We start from the raw sequence: 19,183 nt of genomic DNA on the forward strand, positions 1-19,183 counted from the left end.
CAAAATTTTTTCTGCCAGCGCCCCTTCACCATCAGTTTACTCGTTGTGTGCTAAGAGTTGATATCATTATTGATAGCAAAAAATGGGATCACTCGTTTGTGGCCTATTTGCAGACAGTTAAACCTCCTTTTTATCGAAATCTTTCTATATATTTAAAGATGGTGCCCGATGTTTATTTGCCGGATTCCGGACTTATAACACAGGCAAGATGGTCGGCTAAGCTTATTCGCGGATAAAGAAAATAAATGACCGTTTTGCGAAACTGTTGTAATTTTGGACCGGAAAACGATTTTAGTCGAAAGTTAGAATCGGTACAAGGGCTTTTAAATTACATGTTTATGAATCAAAAGCTATTCGACAAAGTAAGTGCTTATCAAGATGCAGTAAAGGCGAGAGCGGCTGGGATTTATCCATATTTCCGTCCGATTAACTCTGCGCAGGACACAGAAGTGATCATAAATGGCAAACGGGTTTTGATGTTTGGTTCCAATTCTTATCTCGGTCTGACCAATGATCCACGTATTAAAGAAGCTACAAAAGCTGCGATTGACAAATATGGTTCTGGCTGTGCCGGGTCCCGGTTTCTCAATGGTACTTTAGATATTCATATACAACTCGAAAAAGAGCTGGCAGCATTCGTTGGAAAAGACGAAGCTATTATTTTCAGTACTGGTTTCCAGGTTAATCTGGGTGTTATCTCCAGTTTACTTGGTCGCAATGATTATTTGTTGCTGGACGAATACGATCATGCATCTATCATCGATGGCAGCCGTCTTTCATTTGCACGTTCTATCAAATACCGTCACAACAATATGCAGGATCTGGAGCAGAAGCTAAGCAATCTGCCTGTAGAATCACTGAAACTGATCGTGACGGACGGTATTTTCAGCATGGAGGGCGATCTCGTAAAACTGCCTGAAATCACTGCATTGGCAAAAAAATACAATGCGGCAATTATGGTAGATGATGCGCATAGTCTCGGTGTGATTGGTGAAAGCGGCGCTGGTGCAGCTTCGCATTTCGGTCTGACCGACGATGTGGATCTGATCATGGGTACCTTCAGTAAATCGCTTGCTTCACTGGGTGGCTTTATTGCTGCAAGTGCACCGACGATCGATTATCTGAAACACCACGCACGCTCGCTGATCTTCAGCGCCAGTATGACGCCGGCAGCTACTGCCAGTGCGCTTGCTGCCTTGAACATCGTCCGCAACGAGCCTGAGCATATTGAGCGTTTGTGGGCAAATACACGTTACGCTACAAATCTGTTGCAGGAAGAAGGTTTCGATATTGGTCCTTCTGAATCTCCAATTATTCCAATTTACATACGCGACAACATGAAGACCTTCCAGATTACCAAAATGCTGCAGGAAAGCGGTGTGTTTGTGAATCCGGTAGTGTCTCCGGCAGTTCCGTCAAATGATACATTGATCCGTTTCTCGCTCATGGCATCCCATACGTTTGCGCAGATCGACGAAGCGATCGATAAAATGTCGAAAGTATTTAAAGCGGTAAACGCTGGCCAGATAAACGTTACAGTATAATGATCCAGGTTGTACCCGTAGATACCAAGCAGCAATTGAAAGCGTTTATCGACTTTCCGCATGAGCTTTATAAAGATGATCCAAACTATGTACCGGAGCTATTTATAGCACAACGCGATTTGCTGACACCAGGAAAACATCCTTTTCATGAGCATTCAACGCTCAGACTTTTTCTGGCAAGTGAAAACGGAAAAGTAGTAGGTCGCATCGCTGCGATTCAAAATAACAACCACAATAAATTTAATGGAACCAATGATGGTTTCTTCGGATTTTATGACGTGGTAAACAATAAAGAAGTAACGACGGCTTTGTTGTCGGCTGCAGAAAAATGGTTAAAGGAAAAAGGCGCTGCGACGATTATCGGGCCGGTGAATTTTTCTACCAATGAAACCTGCGGCATGCTGGTAGAAGGCTATGAGCTACCACCGGTGGCTATGATGACGTACAACAAGCCGTACTATAATACATTTATTTCCGAAGCTGGTTTTGATAAGAAAACGGATCTGATCGCATGGCGTATCTCTAATGATAACTATGATGATAAACCGTTCCGCATGACACAGATTCTTCGGGAACGTCTTTCTCAGAAAGGCATCACGATTCGTCAGGCAAATATGAAAAACTTCAATCACGAAGTAGAAAACCTGAACGAAGTATATAACAAAGCATGGGATAAAAATCTCGGTTTTGTGCCGATGACAGAAAAGGAATTCAGTTATATGGCTAAAGACCTGAAGCTGATTTTGGATCCTGAGTTTTGTCTGATCGCAGAAAAAGATGGAAAGGCAATTGGTTTTGCATTGTGCATTCCCGACGTGAATCAGATTCTCATCAAAGTGAAAAGAGGCAGATTATTTCCAACCGGAATTTTCAAACTGCTGCTGGGTAAAAAGAATATTAACGGTATTCGTGTGATTGCATTGGGTGTTTTGGAAGATTATCGCAAACTGGGTATAGAAGCCGTTTTCTACGGAACGATTATTCAGAAATGCGTTGAAAAAAATATAAAAACAGCAGAAGCATCGTGGATTCTGGAAGATAATTTTTTGATGAATAAAGCAATCGAAAACATCAAAGGAAAGCCGTACAAGAAGTACAGGATTTACGAAAAAGCAATTTAGCATGAAAGGAAAAGTTTTGGTAACAGGAGCAAGCGGTTTTATAGGTTATCACCTTATTGACGGCTTGTTGCGGGAGGGTTATGAGGTATACGCAGCCGTTCGCCCTTCCAGCGATATAACGCAGCTCAAGTCGTTTAAGCTCGGTTATACCAATATTGATTTTACGAACGTTGAGGCGATTAAAAGAGATTTAGAAGAGAAACAATACGATTACATCGTACACGCGGCCGGTACTACAAAAGCAGCTACCGAAGCGGAATACAATGATATAAATGCGGGCTATACGCTTAATCTCGCAAAAGCTGCTGCAGAAGCAAATATTCAACTGAAGAAGTTTGTGTTTATCAGCAGTCTGGCTGCACTTGGTCCAAGATACTACGAAGATCCTGTGCCAATCAGAGAATTGAGTCTGCCTTTGCCGATTACTCGTTATGGTAAAAGCAAATTGCTGGCAGAAGATCATCTGAAAGATATTCAATTACCACTTATTACCCTTCGTCCAACTGCTGTATACGGGCCGCGTGAAAAGGATATTTTTTTGATGTTCAAAACGCTGAGCAAAGGGTTTGAACCATATATCGGCAGAAAGAAACAGATACTCACATTTGTGTACGTAACGGATCTGGTAAAAGCGGTCGTTCTTGCGATGCAGTCAAACCTGGTCAACAAGACTTACAATCTTTCTGACGGCAAAGCATACAGCAGATATGCACTCGCTGATATCACGAAAAAAGTGCTTGGTAAAAAGACATTCAAATTGCATGTGCCATTGCCGATTGTGAAAGTGATTGCGGGTACGCTGGAGAAAATGGCGGGTGAAAAAAAGACGCCAGCATTAAACGTAGAAAAACTGCAGGAACTGACAGCGGAAAACTGGAACTGCAGTATCGAAAATATTACGAAGGAATTGGGATTTGCGCCGGTCTATGATCTTGAAAAAGGCCTTACAGAGACATTGCACTGGTACAAGGACAATAAATGGTTATAAACGAAAAATTAAGTAACATGAAGTATGATATTCAACCCGCAGACGGCAAGCTGGGAGTGTTGATCCCGGGCCTCGGCGCAGTGGCGACTACATTTATCGCCGGTGTAGAAACGATTAAAAAAGGACTTTCACAGCCCGTTGGTTCACTCACACAAATGGGTAATATCCGTTTGGGTAAGAGAACAGAAAACCGTTATCCGCTGATAAAAGATTTCGTGCCGTTGGCAAATCTTAATGACATCGTATTCGGTGGCTGGGATGTGTATGACGACAATGTATATGAATCTGCGTTGAAAGCGAAAGTGTTGGAAACACATTTGCTGGATGCTGTGAAATCAGAGCTGCAGGCCCTGAAACCAATGAAAGCAGTTTTTGACAGAGAATTTGTGAAGAATCTTGATGGTACCAACATCAAGACCGAAGCTAATAAAATGGATTTGGCAAAAGCTTTGATGAAAGACATCGAAGACTTTAAAGCCACAAATAATTGTAGTCGCGTAGTGATGGTATGGTGTGCATCAACAGAGAAATATCTGGAGCACGCTGACATCTACGAAACAGTAGCAGCTTTTGAAGCAGCGATGACTGCAAACGATCCACGCATTGCGCCGAGCATGATTTATGCTTATGCTGCGATCCGTATGGGTGTTCCTTTTGCAAATGGTGCTCCGAACCTGACTTGTGATATTCCTGCGCTGGTAGAACTGGCGAAAGAATTGCAAGTGCCTGTAGCCGGTAAAGATTTCAAAACAGGACAGACACTGATGAAAACCATCGTGGCGCCTGGTCTGGCGGCACGTGCGCTGGGTGTGCGTGGTTGGTTCTCTTCCAATATCTTAGGTAACCGTGATGGTCTGGTACTGGACGATCCGGATAACTTCAAAACGAAAGAAGTTTCTAAACTGAGCGTGCTGGAAGAAATTCTGCAACCGGAAATTAATCCGGAACTTTACGGTGAATTGTACCACAAAGTCCGCATCAATTATTATCCGCCGCATGGTGATAACAAAGAAAGCTGGGACAATATTGACATCTTTGGTTGGTTAGGTTATCAGATGCAGATCAAGATTAATTTCCTTTGCCGTGACTCTATCTTAGCTGCCCCGATTGTACTGGACCTTGCACTGTTTATGGATCTCGCTTCACGCGCAGGCATGAGCGGCATCCAGGAATGGTTGTCTTTCTACTTCAAATCTCCGCAAACTGCGCCAGAATTGAAACCAGAGCATGATATCTTCAAACAGCTGATTAAACTGCAGAACACACTGCGTCATATCATGGGCGAAGATTTGATCACACACCTTGGACTGGATTATTATCAGGAATTAGTTGAATCGCTTTAATATAAAAATGCACAAGGTAATATCCTCCGTATTTGGTATAGGATACATAGGCAAAGGCGGCGGTACGGTCGCTGCCATTGCCGCCTGCATCGCGTGGTATTTTTTGCACGCCGGAGGATATACCGTAATGCAACAGGTCATTATCTCAATCGTTATTTGTCTATTGGGAATATGGTCTGGAAATGTAGTGGAAAAGGACTGGGGCAAGGATAATAAGAAAGTAGTTATTGATGAAGTAGCAGGCATGTGTATCGCGCTGATAGCAGTTCCGGGAAGCTATCTGGGTATTTTAGCGGCGCTTGTATTGTTTCGTTTTTTTGACATTGCGAAGCCATTATTTATTCGCAGCACGGAAAAATTACCAGGTGGCTGGGGCGTTATGATGGATGATATTGTGGCAGGAATTTATGCCAACCTTATTTTACAATTTTTCATTTACCTGAAATGGCTGTAAGATGATCACCTTTTTAAAAGCACAGGCATCTTCGTTGATTGCCACGGCAGTCGATTTTCTTACCACCATATTGCTCGTGGAAGTTTTTCAGGTTTGGTATCTCCCTGCATCTGTCACCGGTACTATTACAGGCGGTGTGGCCAATTTTGTAGTAAACAGAGTTTGGGTTTTTGAAGCAACAGATGAAAGAACAACACCACAGATCTTGAAATATTTTCTGGTCTGGGCAGGTAATCTGGGGCTGAATGCCGGAGGACTTTACCTGATGACAACCTACAGCGGCTTTAGCTATCTCGTTTCAAAAATATTGGTTTCGGCGGTGGTAGGTTTTAGTTACAATTATGTTTTGCAGAAGAAGTTTGTTTTCAGATAATACTATGTATCGTAAGCATATAGCGGTCTTAATTGTTTTGGTATGCCTTATCGTATCTCCTTTGTGGGCTGCGGCGCAGGCTACCATTGTTAAAGGACGTATTACAGACGCAGCTAACGGAAAGCCACTTCCGTTTGTAACCATCAATTTTACTTCGACCAACATAGGAACGAACTCTGACGACAATGGTAATTACGAACTACGATCTGATGACGGACACACACAGATACAGTTTTCTTTCATCGGCTACAAAACGATTCGTAAAAATGTCGTTGCCGGAAAGGAAACGGTTTTAAATATCCAGCTGAACAGCGAGACGCGGGAATTGAATGAGGTTGTAGTCAAGCCGAAGAAAGTGAAGTACCGCAACAAAGACAATCCGGCAGTAGAATTAATTAAAGAAGTTGTAGCACACAGGGAACAAAACAAACCGGATTTCAACAATTACATACAGTATCGTCAGTATGAGAAAATGAAATTCTCGCTGAGCAATACTGCTGAGAAATTGAGAAATAATTTTCTGTTTCGCAAATACAAGTTTATGACAGATAATCTTGACACGACTACGCTGGAGGGCAAAGCCCTGATGCCGTGGTATATGCAGGAAATGCTGTCGGATGTGTATTACCGCAGATCGCCGGAGAAGAAAAAAACTTATGTGCTGGCCGATAAGAAAGTAGACTTCGGTGAGTATGTGGATATCCAGGGTATGAGTGCATATCTCAAGCATATGTATCAGGATGTGGATATTTACAAAAACAGCATCAATGTTATCACCAACGAATTTTTAAGTCCGATCGCGAATCTGGCACCTACATTTTATCGATTTTACATCCTCGACACAACAGAACACGATGGTGCAAAATGGGTAACCTTGTTTTTCTCGCCGCGCAATAAAGCGGATTTTCTTTTTCAGGGAAAAATCTATGTAACGCTTGATGGTAATTTTGCAGTTGCCAGAGTGGACATGGAACTGAACAAGAACATTAATGTCAACTGGATCAAAAGCCTGCACATTATTCAGGACTTTGACAAAATGCCGAACGGCAGATATTATCTGGCAGACAGCCGTATGATGGTTGATTTTGCTTTGCTGAAAACTGCGAAAGGCGGTGTTTTTGGTGAGCGCGATGTCTCTTTTCACAATTATCAGATCAACGTGCCGCAACCGGACAGTTTATATGCTGGTATGGACGTAGAGCATTTGAAAGAAGCGGAAAATAAAACGGATTCATTCTGGGTAACCAGTCGCCCTGATAGCTTGAGTACCGCCGATGCACAGACTTATGTCAACATCGATAAACTGAAACACAGCAAATCGTTCAACCGTACGATGGACTGGATCACATTGTTCCTGGCGGGTTATAAAAAAGTGACGCCTTATGTAGAAGTCGGTCCGGTAAATACATTCTATAGCTTTAACCCTGTGGAAGGTTTTCGTGCGCGTGTGGGCGGACGTACAACACCGCATCTGAGCAAGCGCGTTTATTTTGAAACCTATGCTGCTTATGGTTTTAAAGACGAGAAATGGAAATATTATCTCGGCGGCATGTATTCATTCAGTGGTGGTAAAACGATCAATGAATTTCCACTTACGGCACTCAAAGCCAATTTTCAGCGCGATACCAAAATTCCGGGACAAGAATTACAGTTTGTGCAGGAAGATAATTTCCTGTTGTCATTCAAGCGCGGCGTCAATGATAAATGGCTCTACAACGATATTTACAACGTACAATTCATAAAAGAATTCAAGAACCATTTTTCCTACACCGTTTCTTATAAAAACTGGAAACAGTCGCCGGCAGGTGGTTTGGAATATATCAAAAGTGATGCGGCCGGAAATACGACCAATATAAATTCAATTACAACTTCCGAAGCTGGTCTGGAATTACGTTGGGCGCCTAATGAGCAGTTTTATCAGGGCAAGCTTTATCGCGTTCCGATTCCGAACAAATATCCGGTCTTTACATTCCGTACCAATATCGGTATGAAAGGAGTGCTGGGCGGCGAATACAACTATCAGGATTTTTCGCTGAATATTTACAAGCACGTATACCTTTCTCAATTGGGTTATTCAGACGTTGTGCTCGAAGGTGGTTATGCAGCCGGAACGATTCCATTCCCACTGCTCTATATTCACCATGCCAATCAGACTTATGGATTTCAGTTGCAGTCGTATAATATGATGAACTTTCTGGAGTTTGTGAGCGATCACTATGCAAGTCTGGCGATTGATCATTGCTTCAACGGATTTTTCTTTAACAAAATTCCCGTGTTCAGGAAGCTGAAATTCCGAGAGTTTATCGACTTCAAGATGCTGTATGGTGGTATGCGCAATGAAAATAATCCGAATTACAACCACGACCAGTTACAGTTTCCGACCGATGAAAATGGAAAGACGACCACTTTCATTCTGGGCAAAGAACCTTATGTAGAAGGTAGTGTGGGCATTGGCAATATTTTGAATTTTGTGCGGGTAGATGTGGTGAAACGATTTACTTATTTAAACAACCCGAACGTGCCGACAGTCGGTATTCGCGCGAGGGTTAATTTCGATTTTTAAAAAAATAAATGAGACTGTATGAGTGCTAAACAAGTAAGAGACGGGCTGCAGCAGGGCATTTATAAAGTGATAGATCCTTTTGTAAGGTTCCTGATCAAAATTGGTCTGACACCCAATGCGGTGACCATGATCGGTTTGCTTTTGAATATTGGTGTGGCTATTGTTTTTATTATTGGTGGAGAAGAAGGTAATCGCGGTGAGCTTTCCTACGTGGGCTGGGCTGGTGCGCTGGTGCTGTTTGCAGGCCTGTTTGATATGCTCGACGGGCAAGTGGCGCGTATCGGTAAAATGAGTTCTTCTTTCGGTGCTATGTTTGATTCCGTTCTGGATCGTTACAGCGAGCTGGTGATGTTTCTGGGCATCTGCTATTATCTCGTAAGACACCATTATTTTTTGAGTTCTTTGTTTGCATTTATTGCGTTGATCGGTTCCATGATGGTAAGCTATACCAGAGCACGTGCCGAAGGTTTGGGCGTAGAATGTAAAGGTGGGGTGATGCAGCGTCCGGAAAGAGTAGTATTGGTTGGGGTTTCTGCAATTGCCTGTGGTGTGGCTTCTTCGTTTATCGGTGGAGATTACAAGCTGTTTATTCCGGGCATCCCATTTCATGTGTTTGAGACTATGTCTATATTTACCATCCCGCTGACCGTAATGGCAGTGTTGACAAATATTACCGCAATCAACAGAATGAGAGACGCTAAAAAAGCATTGGATTTTAAAGATCTTTCCAGAAAAAACAGTACAGCATCACCTGTAAAGAATGCCGCTGCCGCGGTTCTCGGCGCATTGCTGCTGACCGCATTCGCCGGAAACGTACAAGCGAAAACATTACCAGAACCGAGGTTGTTTGAAGTGGTGAACGAGGTGGATACATTTCCCGTTCCGAAGAATATAAAGGATATGATGTTTTATGTGCAGCGCACGCCGAATACCAATACAATTGTTTACCAGTTGAATTATAAAGACGGCGGTGTAATCGACAAAGACGACCCGATTCACATATTCTGGATCCGTTATCAGGAACACGGAGAGCATAAAGAGCTCAATTACATTCAGCGCAAATTTGCCTATGGTCTCAAAGTAGATGATCTCGGTAATAATAAATGGAAGCTCCGTTTTGTATCTTACGACAAACATCCGATGTATCTGGTACTCGCTGAAAATGGAAAGTATTATGTGTTTACACAGATCAATGGTAAGCGGGCTGTACTCAATAGAATTTATTTAAAAATTGATGGTGGCTCTTTCTGGAAGCCAAATGTGTTGTATATAGAATTGAAAGGCACTGACGCCGAAACTGGCAAAGAAGCCATAGAAAGAATAAAACCTTAGTAGCATGCCAAAGAATTTTGTCTCCAATTCAGAAGAATCCGTACGGATGTTTAAGAGCAACTTTCTGGAAGCCTTTTCCAGAGTGAGCTGGTACGTTCCGTTGATTATATATGTGCCTGTAGTTTTGTTTTTCAGCTACAAAGCATTTGCCGCAGGTGATAGTATTCCTGTATTTGCCGGCTTCTTATTGCTTGGCATTTTTGTATGGTCGCTGACCGAATATTTGTTGCACCGTTTTGTATTTCACTTTGTACCGAAATCAAAATGGGGATTGCGTATGCACTTTATCTTTCATGGCGTGCATCATGATTATCCAAACGATACGAAACGCCTGGTGTTGCCAGCGTCGGTGAGTGTACCGCTGGCGTTTCTGTTTTATTTTATTTTCTCCTTCATCCTGACTCAAGAGCATTTATACGCATTCTTTCCAGGATTTGTGATAGGCTATTTGTTTTACGACATCAGCCATTACGCACTGCACCATTTTAATTTTAAAGGCAATTTTTGGAAGAAGCTGAAGAAGCACCATATGTTGCATCATTACTCAGATGCCAGTAAAGGTTATGGTGTAAGTTCTCCTTTCTGGGATAAAATCTTCTCTTCAGATTTTATAAAAAAGACGAATGAACAATAGTACTCAAACAGCAGCATTAAAGCCATTCTTCAGGCTCAGCGACATATTGGTTATGGCGTTGATTACTGTTGGCTACCTGTTGCTGTCTGCCCTGCTGGTTGGGTTTAAACCGGAGCAGGTTTTTCTGGCCGTGCTAACGAACGCGTTGTATTTCGCGTCCAAGCCAACACGGAAATTTATACTTGGTTTCTCGGTGTTTATCGTGTACTGGGTCATTTTCGATTACATGAAAGCATTGCCAAATTATGCGGTAAGTCCGGTGCATATCGAAAGTATTTACAATGCAGAGAAATCAGTATTCGGTATTCACAGTGCGGGAAAAATACTGACACCAAACGAATGGTTGCTGGCGAAAAGTAATTCATTTCTGGATGTAATGTCTGGTGTGTTTTATCTTACGTGGGTGCCGGTACCCTTGATGTTTGCAGCGTTTTTGTTCTACAAAAACAAAAGACAATTCCTGTATTTTTCGTTCACGTTTCTGGTCGTCAATCTTGTAGGATTCGTGATCTATTATAGTTTTCCGGCGGCGCCACCATGGTATGTGCAAGCGCATGGATTTGTGTTTAATCCGCACACGCCCGGTAACACAGCTGGCCTGGCAAGGTTTGATGCCTATTTTAATGTGACTGTTTTTAAATCGATATACGAGAAAAGTTCCAACGTGTTTGCTGCGATGCCTTCATTGCATTCTGCATACCCGGCCATTGTTTTTTATTACGCGATGAAAAATAAACTGGGTCTGGCAAACATACTGTTCGGTACGATTATGGTCGGCGTGTGGTTTGCGGCGGTATACACGAGTCATCACTATGTGCTCGATGTGCTTGCTGGAATTTTATGTGCTATTGTTGGAATCAACTTGTTTAACGCACTGCTGAAAACTAAATCAATCGGCGGTTTCATCGATAGGTTGTATGGTAAAATAGTGTAGCAGCGAATGTTATCTGATGGTAAAACTTTGCCGTGACGTTTAGAAAACAGATTGAAAATGCTTTTATTTACCGTTTTTAAAGTACGAAACAAGTGATGGATGCATCAAAGGATGAAATAGTAAGAGGGCAAATTATTGACGCAGCTAAAGAGCTTTTTCAAAAATTTGGCATGGCAAAAACTACCATGGAGGATATTGCCAAGGCCATCGGGAAAGGTAAAAGCAGCCTGTATTATTATTATTCCACGAAGGAGGACATATTTGAAGCGGTCATAGCAAAAGATAAAGCCCAGATCATTGAAGAGACAAAAGCAGCCATAGAAAAGGAAACTACGGCCGAGGCGAAATTATATGCTTATGCGCACACCATTTACAAAGCAGTAAGAAAGCGAATCATTCTCTTTAATATTCTTAGCGCAGAGATCAAAGACAACATGTGTCTGATGAAAATGGTCCGTAAAAAATACGATGCCATTGAGCTTGATCTGATCTGCAGCGTTATCAAATTTGGTATAGAAACTGGTGAGTTTGATCAGGCGAATGACGATAAGCTCGATGAAATTGCCTTCGTAGGCATTAGTGCGTTGCGTGGTTTGCAAATAAATTTAGTCCACGAAAATAATCGCTCCGGACATAGCATTAAACGGTTGATCAACACCGCAGTAGAGATGTTGGTGAAAGCTTTGAAATCGTGAAATCAGGCGGCTTTCAAAAAATATTTACGAAAGAAGTTTGGGAAATTCAAAAAATACTCATTTAAATTTGCAGCAAGCAATACACACAAAATGATCCAAAATCTGCATATGCATCATCATCATCTTATCCATCGGGTAAGCTGGGATGCTATTGTGCAGCATTGATCGGATCAACTGCATAAATTATTTCTCCAGGGCTTACCAGATCGGTAAGCCCTTTTTGTTTTTCGCCTGCTTCATTTCCATTTTCATGAAACTAAAAATTGCCATTCAGAAATCGGGCCGTCTTTATGACGACTCGCTCAAAATGCTCCGGGACTGCGGTATCGAGCTAACCAACGGCGTCAATAAATTGCGGACGGACGCCTGCAACTTTCCGTTAGAGATTCTTTTTCTCCGTGATGATGATATTCCGCAGTATGTAGCTGATCGTGTCGCGGATATTGGTATCGTCGGCGAAAATGTGCTCCTGGAAAAACAAGCATCTGTGCAGCTGGTGCAACGTCTCGGGTTTGCCAGATGTCGTTTGTCAATCGCAGTTTTGCGCGGCGAAGAATATAACTCGATAGCATGCCTCCGTGGAAAGAAAATTGCGACTAGCTATCCAGGATTACTCCAGCAGTTTCTTGACACGGAAAACGTACAGGCTGAAATTCATGAGATTAGCGGATCTGTAGAAATAGCGCCTGGTATAGGTTTGGCGGATGCGATTTGTGATTTGGTCAGCTCGGGAAGTACGCTGTTTTTGAATGGCCTCAGAGAAGTAGAGACTGTTTTGAAGTCAGAAGCTGTATTGATCAGTAATGAAGATATTGGTGCACAAAAGCAGGAAATACTTGATCGTCTGTTGTTTCGTATTAATGCAGTCAAGAAAGCAAAACGTACAAAATACATTTTACTCAATGCGCCAAATGATAAGCTGGATGCAATCTGCAATCTGATTCCTGGCATGAAAAGCCCAACAGTACTGCCTTTGGCGTTGGAAGGATGGAGCTCGCTGCACTCAGTGGTAAATGAAGACGAGTTTTGGAATGTAACGGAAAACCTGAAGGCACTTGGTGCGCAAGGTATTTTAGTGATCCCGATAGAAAAGATGATTGTATGATGCAGTATGTTCAATATCCTCCAAAGCAATATTGGGAGCGACTTTTAGAGCGTCCATCTGCAAATAATGAATTCGTTAACACGGTTGTGTCAGATATTTTACAACGAGTAAAAGACGGCGGTGATCAGGCATTGATTTCATTGACACAAGAAATTGAAGGCAGAATTGTTGCCGCGATAACATTGCCGGGATCTGATTGGCGGTTTGCTTCAGAGCAAATAAGCAGTTCACTCAAAGCTGCAATTGACCAGGCAATTAAAAACATCAGATGTTTTCATAGTGCACAAATGGAGCCCGTAAAAAAAATAGAAACTATGACTGGTGTCTTCTGCTGGCGCAAATCTTTGCCGATGAAGCGGGTGGGATTATACATTCCAGGAGGTACAGCACCTTTGTTTTCAACATTGCTGATGCTCGCGATTCCGGCGCAGATAGCTGGTTGCAAGGGGATTTATGTTTGCACACCAACTGATAAAAATGGCAGAGTTCATCCGGCTATTTTATATGCGGCGCAGCAAACAGGAGTTACTGAAATATTTACAATCGGTGGTGCGCAAGCTATTGGCGCACTCGCGTTTGGTACAGAGACCATCCCGAAGGTCGATAAAATTTTCGGTCCCGGGAATCAATATGTTACCCAGGCCAAACAACTTGTGAGTGCAACAGGTGTCGCCATCGATATGCCTGCGGGGCCTTCTGAAGTCGCAATCATCGCAGATGAGTTTTGTAATCCGGATTTTGTAGCTGCTGATTTATTGTCACAAGCGGAACATGGAATTGACTCGCAGGTAGTTCTGGTAAGCGATAGCCAGCGTGTGATCGAAAAGATACAGCAATCCTTGAATGTGCAGCTGGCAAAGATTTCCAGAAATGAAATCGCTATAGCAGCGTTGGAGAATAGTAAGGCGATTCTTGTGAATAATCTGGAAGAAGGAATGGAATTGCTGAATGCCTATGCACCGGAACACTTGATTATAGCTTGCCGGGGATATGAATCCTTAGCGGACAAAGTGCAAAATGCTGGATCCGTTTTTCTTGGGAATTATGCAGCGGAAAGCGTTGGTGACTATGCTTCCGGGACCAATCACACATTGCCAACGAATGGTTTTGCCAAAGCCTTTAGCGGAGTATCAGTAGATAGTTTCCTGAAGAAGACAACGTTTCAATATTTAACTGAGACAGGATTGAGGAACATAGCGCCAATAGTAACGGAAATGGCACTGGCTGAAGGTTTGGACGCGCACGCAAATGCTATTCAAGTAAGAATAAAACAACTGAATGATGAAATCAATTAACGCAGAGCAGCTTTTTCGAAGGAATATTCTTGATGCGAAACCATATTCTTCCGCAAGATCGGAATATACAGCAAGCAATGGTGTATTCCTGGATGCCAATGAAAATACAACTGTGACTTCAAAGGAGAATCGTTATCCGGATCCTTTGCAGACAGAACTTAAAATTAAAATCGCAGATTGGCGAAATATAGATGTCGAAAATGTCTTTATCGGTAACGGAAGCGATGAGCCGATTGATCTGCTTGTTCGTGCTACTTGCAATCCGGGGCTTGATAATATCCTAATCTGCCCACCCACTTATGGGATCTATGAAGTGGCTGCACAAATCAATGATGTGGCCGTAAAGCGAGTATTGTTGCAAGCCGATTTTCAGCTGGATGTAGCTGCAGTTTTGGCAGCAATCGACGGAAATACAAAGCTCATTTTTATTTGTTCTCCGAATAATCCAACGGGAAACCTGTTGCGTAAAGAGGATGTTGTTAGTCTGCTGAATGAGTTTCAAGGTTTAGTAATTGTTGATGAAGCCTATATCGACTTTGCAACAGAACAGTCGTGGCTGACAGCGCTTAGTGAGTATCAGAATTTAGTGGTGCTTCAAACTTTCTCTAAAGCCTGGGCGCTTGCAGCTGCCAGAGTGGGAATGGCTTTTGCAGATCAATCAGTGATTGGCATACTCAATAAAATAAAACCGCCTTACAATGTTAGTCAACGATCGCAGGAAGCTGCGGTAGCGGTATTTACAAAGAAAGCGGAAGTTCGCACTGCGGTGGCTGAAATATTAAAGGAGCGGGCAGAGCTTGCAAATGAGTTGCAGCAGTTTGGTTTTGTACGGCGCGTTTTTCCATCAGACGCCAATTTTATTTTAGTTCAGGTCGATGATGCGCTGCAATTGTATGAGTTTCTGCTTGCAAAAAATATCATAATCCGAAACCGGAGTCAGCAGCCACTTTGCGAAAATTGTTTACGCATTACCGTCGGTAACGCAGGGGAAAATCAAATTTTATTAAACGTACTCAAGCAGTTTCAGTCATGAAGAAAGTACTTTTTATAGATCGTGACGGAACGATCATTGACGAGCCGAAGGACACATTTCAGGTCGATACGTTGGAGCAGTTGCGTTTTTTGCCCGGCGCCCTGAGAAATCTGTATCAGATTACGCAGCAGTTCAGTTATGAATTGGTCATGGTTACTAATCAGGATGGGCTAGGTACAGATAAATATCCGCAAGTAAATTTTGATAGTGTGCAAGCGAAAATGATTCAAATACTCGAGGATGAGCGGATTTTTTTTAGCGCTGTGTACGTTGATAGCTCTTTCCCGGAAGAGGGGAAGGATACACGAAAACCGGGCATTGGTATGTTGCGCGAATACTTAGACGGTACCTATGATTTGCAAAATTCCTACGTTATCGGCGATCGTTTGACAGATGTGCAACTGGCAGAAAATCTGGGTGCAAAATCAATACTCATTTTAAATAATGATGGCCCTGAAGGCTTGGAGGGCAAGATCAATTGCTGCGCTAAATCATGGGATGATATTCTCGGGTTTTTGCAAAAGGAGAACAGCAGATTTGCAGTGATCCACCGGAAAACAAACGAAACCGATGTGCGAATTTCGTTGAATCTTGATGGCGTTGGAAAATACCATATTGATACGGGGCTTGGTTTTTTTGATCATATGCTGGAGCAGTTGGCTAAGCATGGCAAGTTAGATCTTCAGGTAACAACCAAAGGAGATCTGCATATAGACGAACATCACACGATAGAAGATACAGCAATCGCGCTCGGTGAAGCGTTTCGTTTAGCGATGGGAGATAAAATGGGCATGGAGCGTTATGGATTCTGTTTGCCGATGGATGATTGCCTGGCATTGGTTTCTCTGGATTTCAGTGGCAGAAGCTGGCTACAATGGAATACATCTTTTAAAAGAGAAAGGATAGGCGATGTGCCCACAGAAATGCTGATGCACTTTTTCAAGTCTTTCTGTGACGGTGCCGGTTGTAATCTTTACGTCAGAGCGAAAGGTGAAAATGAGCACCATAAAATTGAATCGATATTCAAAGCCTTTGGCAGATCGATACGGCGGGCCGTAAAGAAAGATAAAACGGATGCTTCTATACCAACGACAAAAGGAGTTTTATGATCGCGATTTTAAAATACAACGCCGGGAATGTTTGTTCTGTTGCGTTCGCATTGCGGCGACTTGGGGTTGATGCTGTAGTGACAGATGACGTGGTTGTTTTAGGAGGTGCAGATAAGATCATTTTCCCGGGTGTTGGTGCTGCAGGTGCCGCAATGGCTTATCTGCGGGAGAAAAGATTGGATGAGGTAATCTGCAGTTTCCAGAAACCATTGCTGGGTATTTGTTTGGGAATGCAGTTGATGTGTTCATTTTCAGCGGAAGGAAATGTGGATTGTCTTGATATTTTTTCGCAAAAGGTCAGACGTTTTGATGACGGAGAATGTTTGCAGCATGTGGGTTGGAATCAAATAAAGCAGCTCAGTTCACCGCTATTCAAAGGCATTGCTGAGGACGAATACCAATACTTTGTGCATGGTTATTATGCTGAAATTTCGGCACGTACAATTGCGGTTACGAACTATGAAAATGCGTTTAGCGCAGCATTACAGAGAGATAATTTTTATGGTGTTCAGTTCCATCCCGAAAAATCAGGACCGGTTGGGCAGCGTATTCTTCAAAATTTTTTATCCTTATGATCAATATTATTCCGGCAATAGACTTAATAGCAGGGAATGCAGTCCGGCTTTCGCAAGGAAACTTTCAACAACAGACCGTTTATAGTAGCGATCCGGTCGAAGTTGCAAAGCGATTTGAAGCTGCCGGGTTAACGCATTTACACCTGGTAGATCTTGATGGTGCCAAATCGGGTAAGGTGCAGCAGCTATATGTTTTGGAATCTATAGCAAAAGCTACGGACCTCAGTATTGATTTTAGTGGTGGTATTAAGACGTCTGATGATTTGAGTCGTGTGTTTGATGCAGGCGCATCGGTAGCGGCCCTGGGAAGTATAGCAGTAAAAAATCCAGAACTATTGGGAGAGTGGTTAGGTAAATACTCCGGTGAAAAAATATGGCTTGGGATTGATGTGTTACAAGATCGTGTGATGATTAACGGCTGGCAGCAAGATTCGGAAATGACGCTGTTTCAATTGCTGGATGGATTCTATGGATATGGATTAAAAAACATTTTCTGTACAAGTATAGAGCGAGATGGTATGCTGCAGGGTCCGTCTATCGCAATGTATCAGCAAATAGAGAAGCGATACAAAAGTCTCAATGTAATTGCCAGTGGCGGTGTTGCGTCGATTGATAATATCTTGGCATTAGAGGAAGCAGGCTGTGATGGCGTTATTATTGGTAAAGCTTTTTACGAAGGGCATATTTCATTAGCATCTGTATCGAAAATGATTTTGGACAATGGGGCTTACTAAAAGACTCATCGCCTGCCTGGATGTTAAAGACGGGCGAACCGTAAAAGGCGTGCAGTTTGAATCGTTGCGCGATATGGGTGATCCTGTTGCCCTGGCTGGTTACTATACGGAAGCCGGGATCGATGAACTCGTTTTTTTGGACATTTCTGCCACGAATGAGCGTAGAAAAACGTTGACTGGATTGGTAAAACGAATTGCACGTGAGATAAACATTCCGTTTACCGTTGGCGGTGGCATTTCTTCCATTGCGGATGTGGATGCATTGCTGGAGTTCGGTGCAGATAAGGTTTCCGTCAACACAGCAGCCATTAATGATCAGTCGCTAATCGAAAATCTGAGCAAACGATTCGGTAGCCAATGTGTCGTAGTAGCAATAGATGCAAAGCAAACAGCAGACGATTGGCTTGTTTATAAAAACGGGGGAACCGTTGCAACTAAAATACCGGTTACTTCATGGGTTAAGACAGCGCAGGATTTGGGTGCCGGTGAGATTTTGCTCACTGCCATCAATAATGACGGTACTAAAAGTGGATTTGCCAATGAACTTTACAATAGTATTTCACCGTATTTGCGTATACCTGTAATTGCCAGTGGTGGTGCTGGAAATGCGCAGCATTTTGCAGAAGTGTTTACTCAGGGCAATGCAGATGCTGCACTTGCAGCGGGGATTTTTCACAACCGTATGCTGGGTGTGCCTGCACTCAAACAATTTTTACTAACACAGAACATTCCCGTAAGGATATGACACCAGATTTTAAAAAATATACAGATGGGCTGCTTCCGGCTATTATACAGGATGAGCTTACCGGCAATGTATTGATGCTCGGTTATATGAATGAATCTGCTTTTTTGCAAACGCAGGAATGCGGACAAGTGATTTTTTACAGTCGATCGAAACAACGGCTGTGGCGGAAAGGTGAAACATCAGGTAATTATCTGAATGTCGTAAAAATGAGCCTGGATTGCGATCGGGATTGTCTGTTAATTAAAGTAAATCCTGTTGGCCCCGTTTGCCACACAGGATCGGAAAATTGTTTTAGCGAGCTGCAATTAAACTTTTTGCCTGTGCTGGAAAATGTGATTGCGCAGCGACGACTAAATGGTAATGAACAGTCTTATACAAGTAGTTTGTTCAGGCGCGGGATTAACAAAATTGCACAGAAAGTGGGAGAGGAAGCGGTGGAATTAGTGATAGAGGCAAAAGATAACAACGATGATCTATTTAAAAATGAAGCGGCTGATCTTTTGTTTCACTATCTGATACTATTACAGGCAAAAGGTTTTAGCCTGAAAGATATCGAAGCTGTGTTGAAGGCCAGAAATACAGGTTCTGTACCAGCATAAAAAAAAT

19 protein-coding genes are annotated in these 19,183 nt (G+C 42.7%); all 19 read left to right on the forward strand.

Translation table 11 applies throughout. The annotated features are described in order from the left end of the window. Positions 1-338: 338 nt before the first annotated feature. The 19 genes from spt to hisIE all read left to right on the forward strand — a co-directional run bounded on the left by spt (position 339) and on the right by hisIE (position 19,176). The gene (gene spt, locus DN068_RS06100) at positions 339-1,544 is read left to right on the forward strand and encodes a serine palmitoyltransferase (protein WP_110998086.1); all 1,206 of its coding nucleotides are present in this window, start codon (positions 339-341) and stop codon (positions 1,542-1,544) included. Next, on the forward strand, positions 1,544-2,665 hold the full coding sequence (locus DN068_RS06105) for a hypothetical protein (RefSeq protein WP_110998009.1): 1,122 nt from the start codon (positions 1,544-1,546) through the stop codon (positions 2,663-2,665). Before spt ends, DN068_RS06105 begins: the two co-directional genes overlap by 1 nt. Position 2,666: 1 nt before the next feature. Continuing rightward, positions 2,667-3,653 (forward strand): NAD-dependent epimerase/dehydratase family protein, encoded by a 987-nt coding sequence (locus tag DN068_RS06110; protein ID WP_110998010.1) that lies wholly within the window; start codon positions 2,667-2,669, stop codon positions 3,651-3,653. A gap of 17 nt (positions 3,654-3,670) precedes the next feature. Beyond that, positions 3,671-4,996: an inositol-3-phosphate synthase gene (locus DN068_RS06115; protein ID WP_110998087.1), complete on the forward strand. Its 1,326-nt coding sequence runs from the start codon at positions 3,671-3,673 to the stop codon at positions 4,994-4,996. 7 nt (positions 4,997-5,003) lie between these two features. Continuing rightward, positions 5,004-5,450 carry a phosphatidylglycerophosphatase A family protein gene (locus DN068_RS06120; protein ID WP_110998011.1) on the forward strand — a complete coding sequence of 149 codons (447 nt, stop codon included), beginning with the start codon at positions 5,004-5,006 and terminating at the stop codon, positions 5,448-5,450. 1 nt (position 5,451) lies between these two features. Further along, complete coding sequence (locus DN068_RS06125; RefSeq protein ID WP_110998012.1) at positions 5,452-5,823, forward strand: GtrA family protein; 372 nt, start codon at positions 5,452-5,454, stop codon at positions 5,821-5,823. A gap of 4 nt (positions 5,824-5,827) precedes the next feature. Further along, the gene (locus DN068_RS06130) at positions 5,828-8,386 is read left to right on the forward strand and encodes a DUF5686 and carboxypeptidase-like regulatory domain-containing protein (RefSeq protein WP_110998013.1); all 2,559 of its coding nucleotides are present in this window, start codon (positions 5,828-5,830) and stop codon (positions 8,384-8,386) included. 18 nt (positions 8,387-8,404) lie between these two features. Then, entirely contained in the window at positions 8,405-9,718 is a 1,314-nt protein-coding gene (locus DN068_RS06135; protein ID WP_110998014.1) for a DUF4833 domain-containing protein, read from the forward strand. A 4-nt stretch (positions 9,719-9,722) separates the two neighbouring features. Further along, a complete protein-coding gene (locus DN068_RS06140) occupies positions 9,723-10,352 on the forward strand; it encodes a sterol desaturase family protein (RefSeq protein ID WP_110998015.1) in 630 nt (209 codons plus the stop codon). Further along, on the forward strand, positions 10,342-11,286 hold the full coding sequence (locus tag DN068_RS06145; protein WP_110998016.1) for a phosphatase PAP2 family protein: 945 nt from the start codon (positions 10,342-10,344) through the stop codon (positions 11,284-11,286). The genes DN068_RS06140 and DN068_RS06145 overlap by 11 nt, the downstream gene beginning before the upstream one ends. Positions 11,287-11,381: 95 nt before the next feature. Next, complete coding sequence (locus DN068_RS06150; protein WP_110998017.1) at positions 11,382-11,981, forward strand: TetR/AcrR family transcriptional regulator; 600 nt, start codon at positions 11,382-11,384, stop codon at positions 11,979-11,981. Between the two features lie 250 nt (positions 11,982-12,231). Then, positions 12,232-13,086, forward strand: a complete 855-nt coding sequence (hisG, locus tag DN068_RS06155) for an ATP phosphoribosyltransferase (RefSeq protein WP_110998018.1) — start codon at positions 12,232-12,234, stop codon at positions 13,084-13,086. Continuing rightward, positions 13,083-14,381 carry a histidinol dehydrogenase gene (hisD, locus tag DN068_RS06160; RefSeq protein WP_317047140.1) on the forward strand — a complete coding sequence of 433 codons (1,299 nt, stop codon included), beginning with the start codon at positions 13,083-13,085 and terminating at the stop codon, positions 14,379-14,381. The genes hisG and hisD overlap by 4 nt, the downstream gene beginning before the upstream one ends. Then, the gene (gene hisC / locus DN068_RS06165) at positions 14,365-15,414 is read left to right on the forward strand and encodes a histidinol-phosphate transaminase (protein WP_243630128.1); all 1,050 of its coding nucleotides are present in this window, start codon (positions 14,365-14,367) and stop codon (positions 15,412-15,414) included. The genes hisD and hisC overlap by 17 nt, the downstream gene beginning before the upstream one ends. Further along, positions 15,411-16,523 carry a bifunctional histidinol-phosphatase/imidazoleglycerol-phosphate dehydratase HisB gene (gene hisB, locus DN068_RS06170; RefSeq protein WP_110998019.1) on the forward strand — a complete coding sequence of 371 codons (1,113 nt, stop codon included), beginning with the start codon at positions 15,411-15,413 and terminating at the stop codon, positions 16,521-16,523. Before hisC ends, hisB begins: the two co-directional genes overlap by 4 nt. Beyond that, on the forward strand, positions 16,520-17,098 hold the full coding sequence (gene hisH, locus DN068_RS06175; RefSeq protein ID WP_110998020.1) for an imidazole glycerol phosphate synthase subunit HisH: 579 nt from the start codon (positions 16,520-16,522) through the stop codon (positions 17,096-17,098). The genes hisB and hisH overlap by 4 nt, the downstream gene beginning before the upstream one ends. Continuing rightward, the gene (gene hisA / locus DN068_RS06180; protein WP_110998021.1) at positions 17,095-17,832 is read left to right on the forward strand and encodes a 1-(5-phosphoribosyl)-5-[(5-phosphoribosylamino)methylideneamino]imidazole-4-carboxamide isomerase; all 738 of its coding nucleotides are present in this window, start codon (positions 17,095-17,097) and stop codon (positions 17,830-17,832) included. Before hisH ends, hisA begins: the two co-directional genes overlap by 4 nt. Then, on the forward strand, positions 17,819-18,577 hold the full coding sequence (gene hisF / locus DN068_RS06185) for an imidazole glycerol phosphate synthase subunit HisF (protein ID WP_110998022.1): 759 nt from the start codon (positions 17,819-17,821) through the stop codon (positions 18,575-18,577). Before hisA ends, hisF begins: the two co-directional genes overlap by 14 nt. Continuing rightward, positions 18,574-19,176 carry a bifunctional phosphoribosyl-AMP cyclohydrolase/phosphoribosyl-ATP diphosphatase HisIE gene (hisIE, locus tag DN068_RS06190; RefSeq protein WP_110998023.1) on the forward strand — a complete coding sequence of 201 codons (603 nt, stop codon included), beginning with the start codon at positions 18,574-18,576 and terminating at the stop codon, positions 19,174-19,176. Before hisF ends, hisIE begins: the two co-directional genes overlap by 4 nt. Positions 19,177-19,183 lie beyond the last annotated feature (7 nt).

This window comes from Taibaiella soli, assembly GCF_003236175.1.
Classification (GTDB): Bacteria; Bacteroidota; Bacteroidia; order Chitinophagales; family Chitinophagaceae; genus QKTW01.

Coding starts and splice junctions, on each gene's coding strand:
- spt (WP_110998086.1), top strand. CDS start 339: ATGAATCAAAAGCTATTCGACAAAGTAAGTGCTTATCAAGATGCAGTA.
- DN068_RS06105 (WP_110998009.1), top strand. CDS start 1,544: ATGATCCAGGTTGTACCCGTAGATACCAAGCAGCAATTGAAAGCGTTT.
- DN068_RS06110 (WP_110998010.1), top strand. CDS start 2,667: ATGAAAGGAAAAGTTTTGGTAACAGGAGCAAGCGGTTTTATAGGTTAT.
- DN068_RS06115 (WP_110998087.1), top strand. CDS start 3,671: ATGAAGTATGATATTCAACCCGCAGACGGCAAGCTGGGAGTGTTGATC.
- DN068_RS06120 (WP_110998011.1), top strand. CDS start 5,004: ATGCACAAGGTAATATCCTCCGTATTTGGTATAGGATACATAGGCAAA.
- DN068_RS06125 (WP_110998012.1), top strand. CDS start 5,452: ATGATCACCTTTTTAAAAGCACAGGCATCTTCGTTGATTGCCACGGCA.
- DN068_RS06130 (WP_110998013.1), top strand. CDS start 5,828: ATGTATCGTAAGCATATAGCGGTCTTAATTGTTTTGGTATGCCTTATC.
- DN068_RS06135 (WP_110998014.1), top strand. CDS start 8,405: ATGAGTGCTAAACAAGTAAGAGACGGGCTGCAGCAGGGCATTTATAAA.
- DN068_RS06140 (WP_110998015.1), top strand. CDS start 9,723: ATGCCAAAGAATTTTGTCTCCAATTCAGAAGAATCCGTACGGATGTTT.
- DN068_RS06145 (WP_110998016.1), top strand. CDS start 10,342: ATGAACAATAGTACTCAAACAGCAGCATTAAAGCCATTCTTCAGGCTC.
- DN068_RS06150 (WP_110998017.1), top strand. CDS start 11,382: ATGGATGCATCAAAGGATGAAATAGTAAGAGGGCAAATTATTGACGCA.
- hisG (WP_110998018.1), top strand. CDS start 12,232: ATGAAACTAAAAATTGCCATTCAGAAATCGGGCCGTCTTTATGACGAC.
- hisD (WP_317047140.1), top strand. CDS start 13,083: ATGATGCAGTATGTTCAATATCCTCCAAAGCAATATTGGGAGCGACTT.
- hisC (WP_243630128.1), top strand. CDS start 14,365: ATGATGAAATCAATTAACGCAGAGCAGCTTTTTCGAAGGAATATTCTT.
- hisB (WP_110998019.1), top strand. CDS start 15,411: ATGAAGAAAGTACTTTTTATAGATCGTGACGGAACGATCATTGACGAG.
- hisH (WP_110998020.1), top strand. CDS start 16,520: ATGATCGCGATTTTAAAATACAACGCCGGGAATGTTTGTTCTGTTGCG.
- hisA (WP_110998021.1), top strand. CDS start 17,095: ATGATCAATATTATTCCGGCAATAGACTTAATAGCAGGGAATGCAGTC.
- hisF (WP_110998022.1), top strand. CDS start 17,819: ATGGGGCTTACTAAAAGACTCATCGCCTGCCTGGATGTTAAAGACGGG.
- hisIE (WP_110998023.1), top strand. CDS start 18,574: ATGACACCAGATTTTAAAAAATATACAGATGGGCTGCTTCCGGCTATT.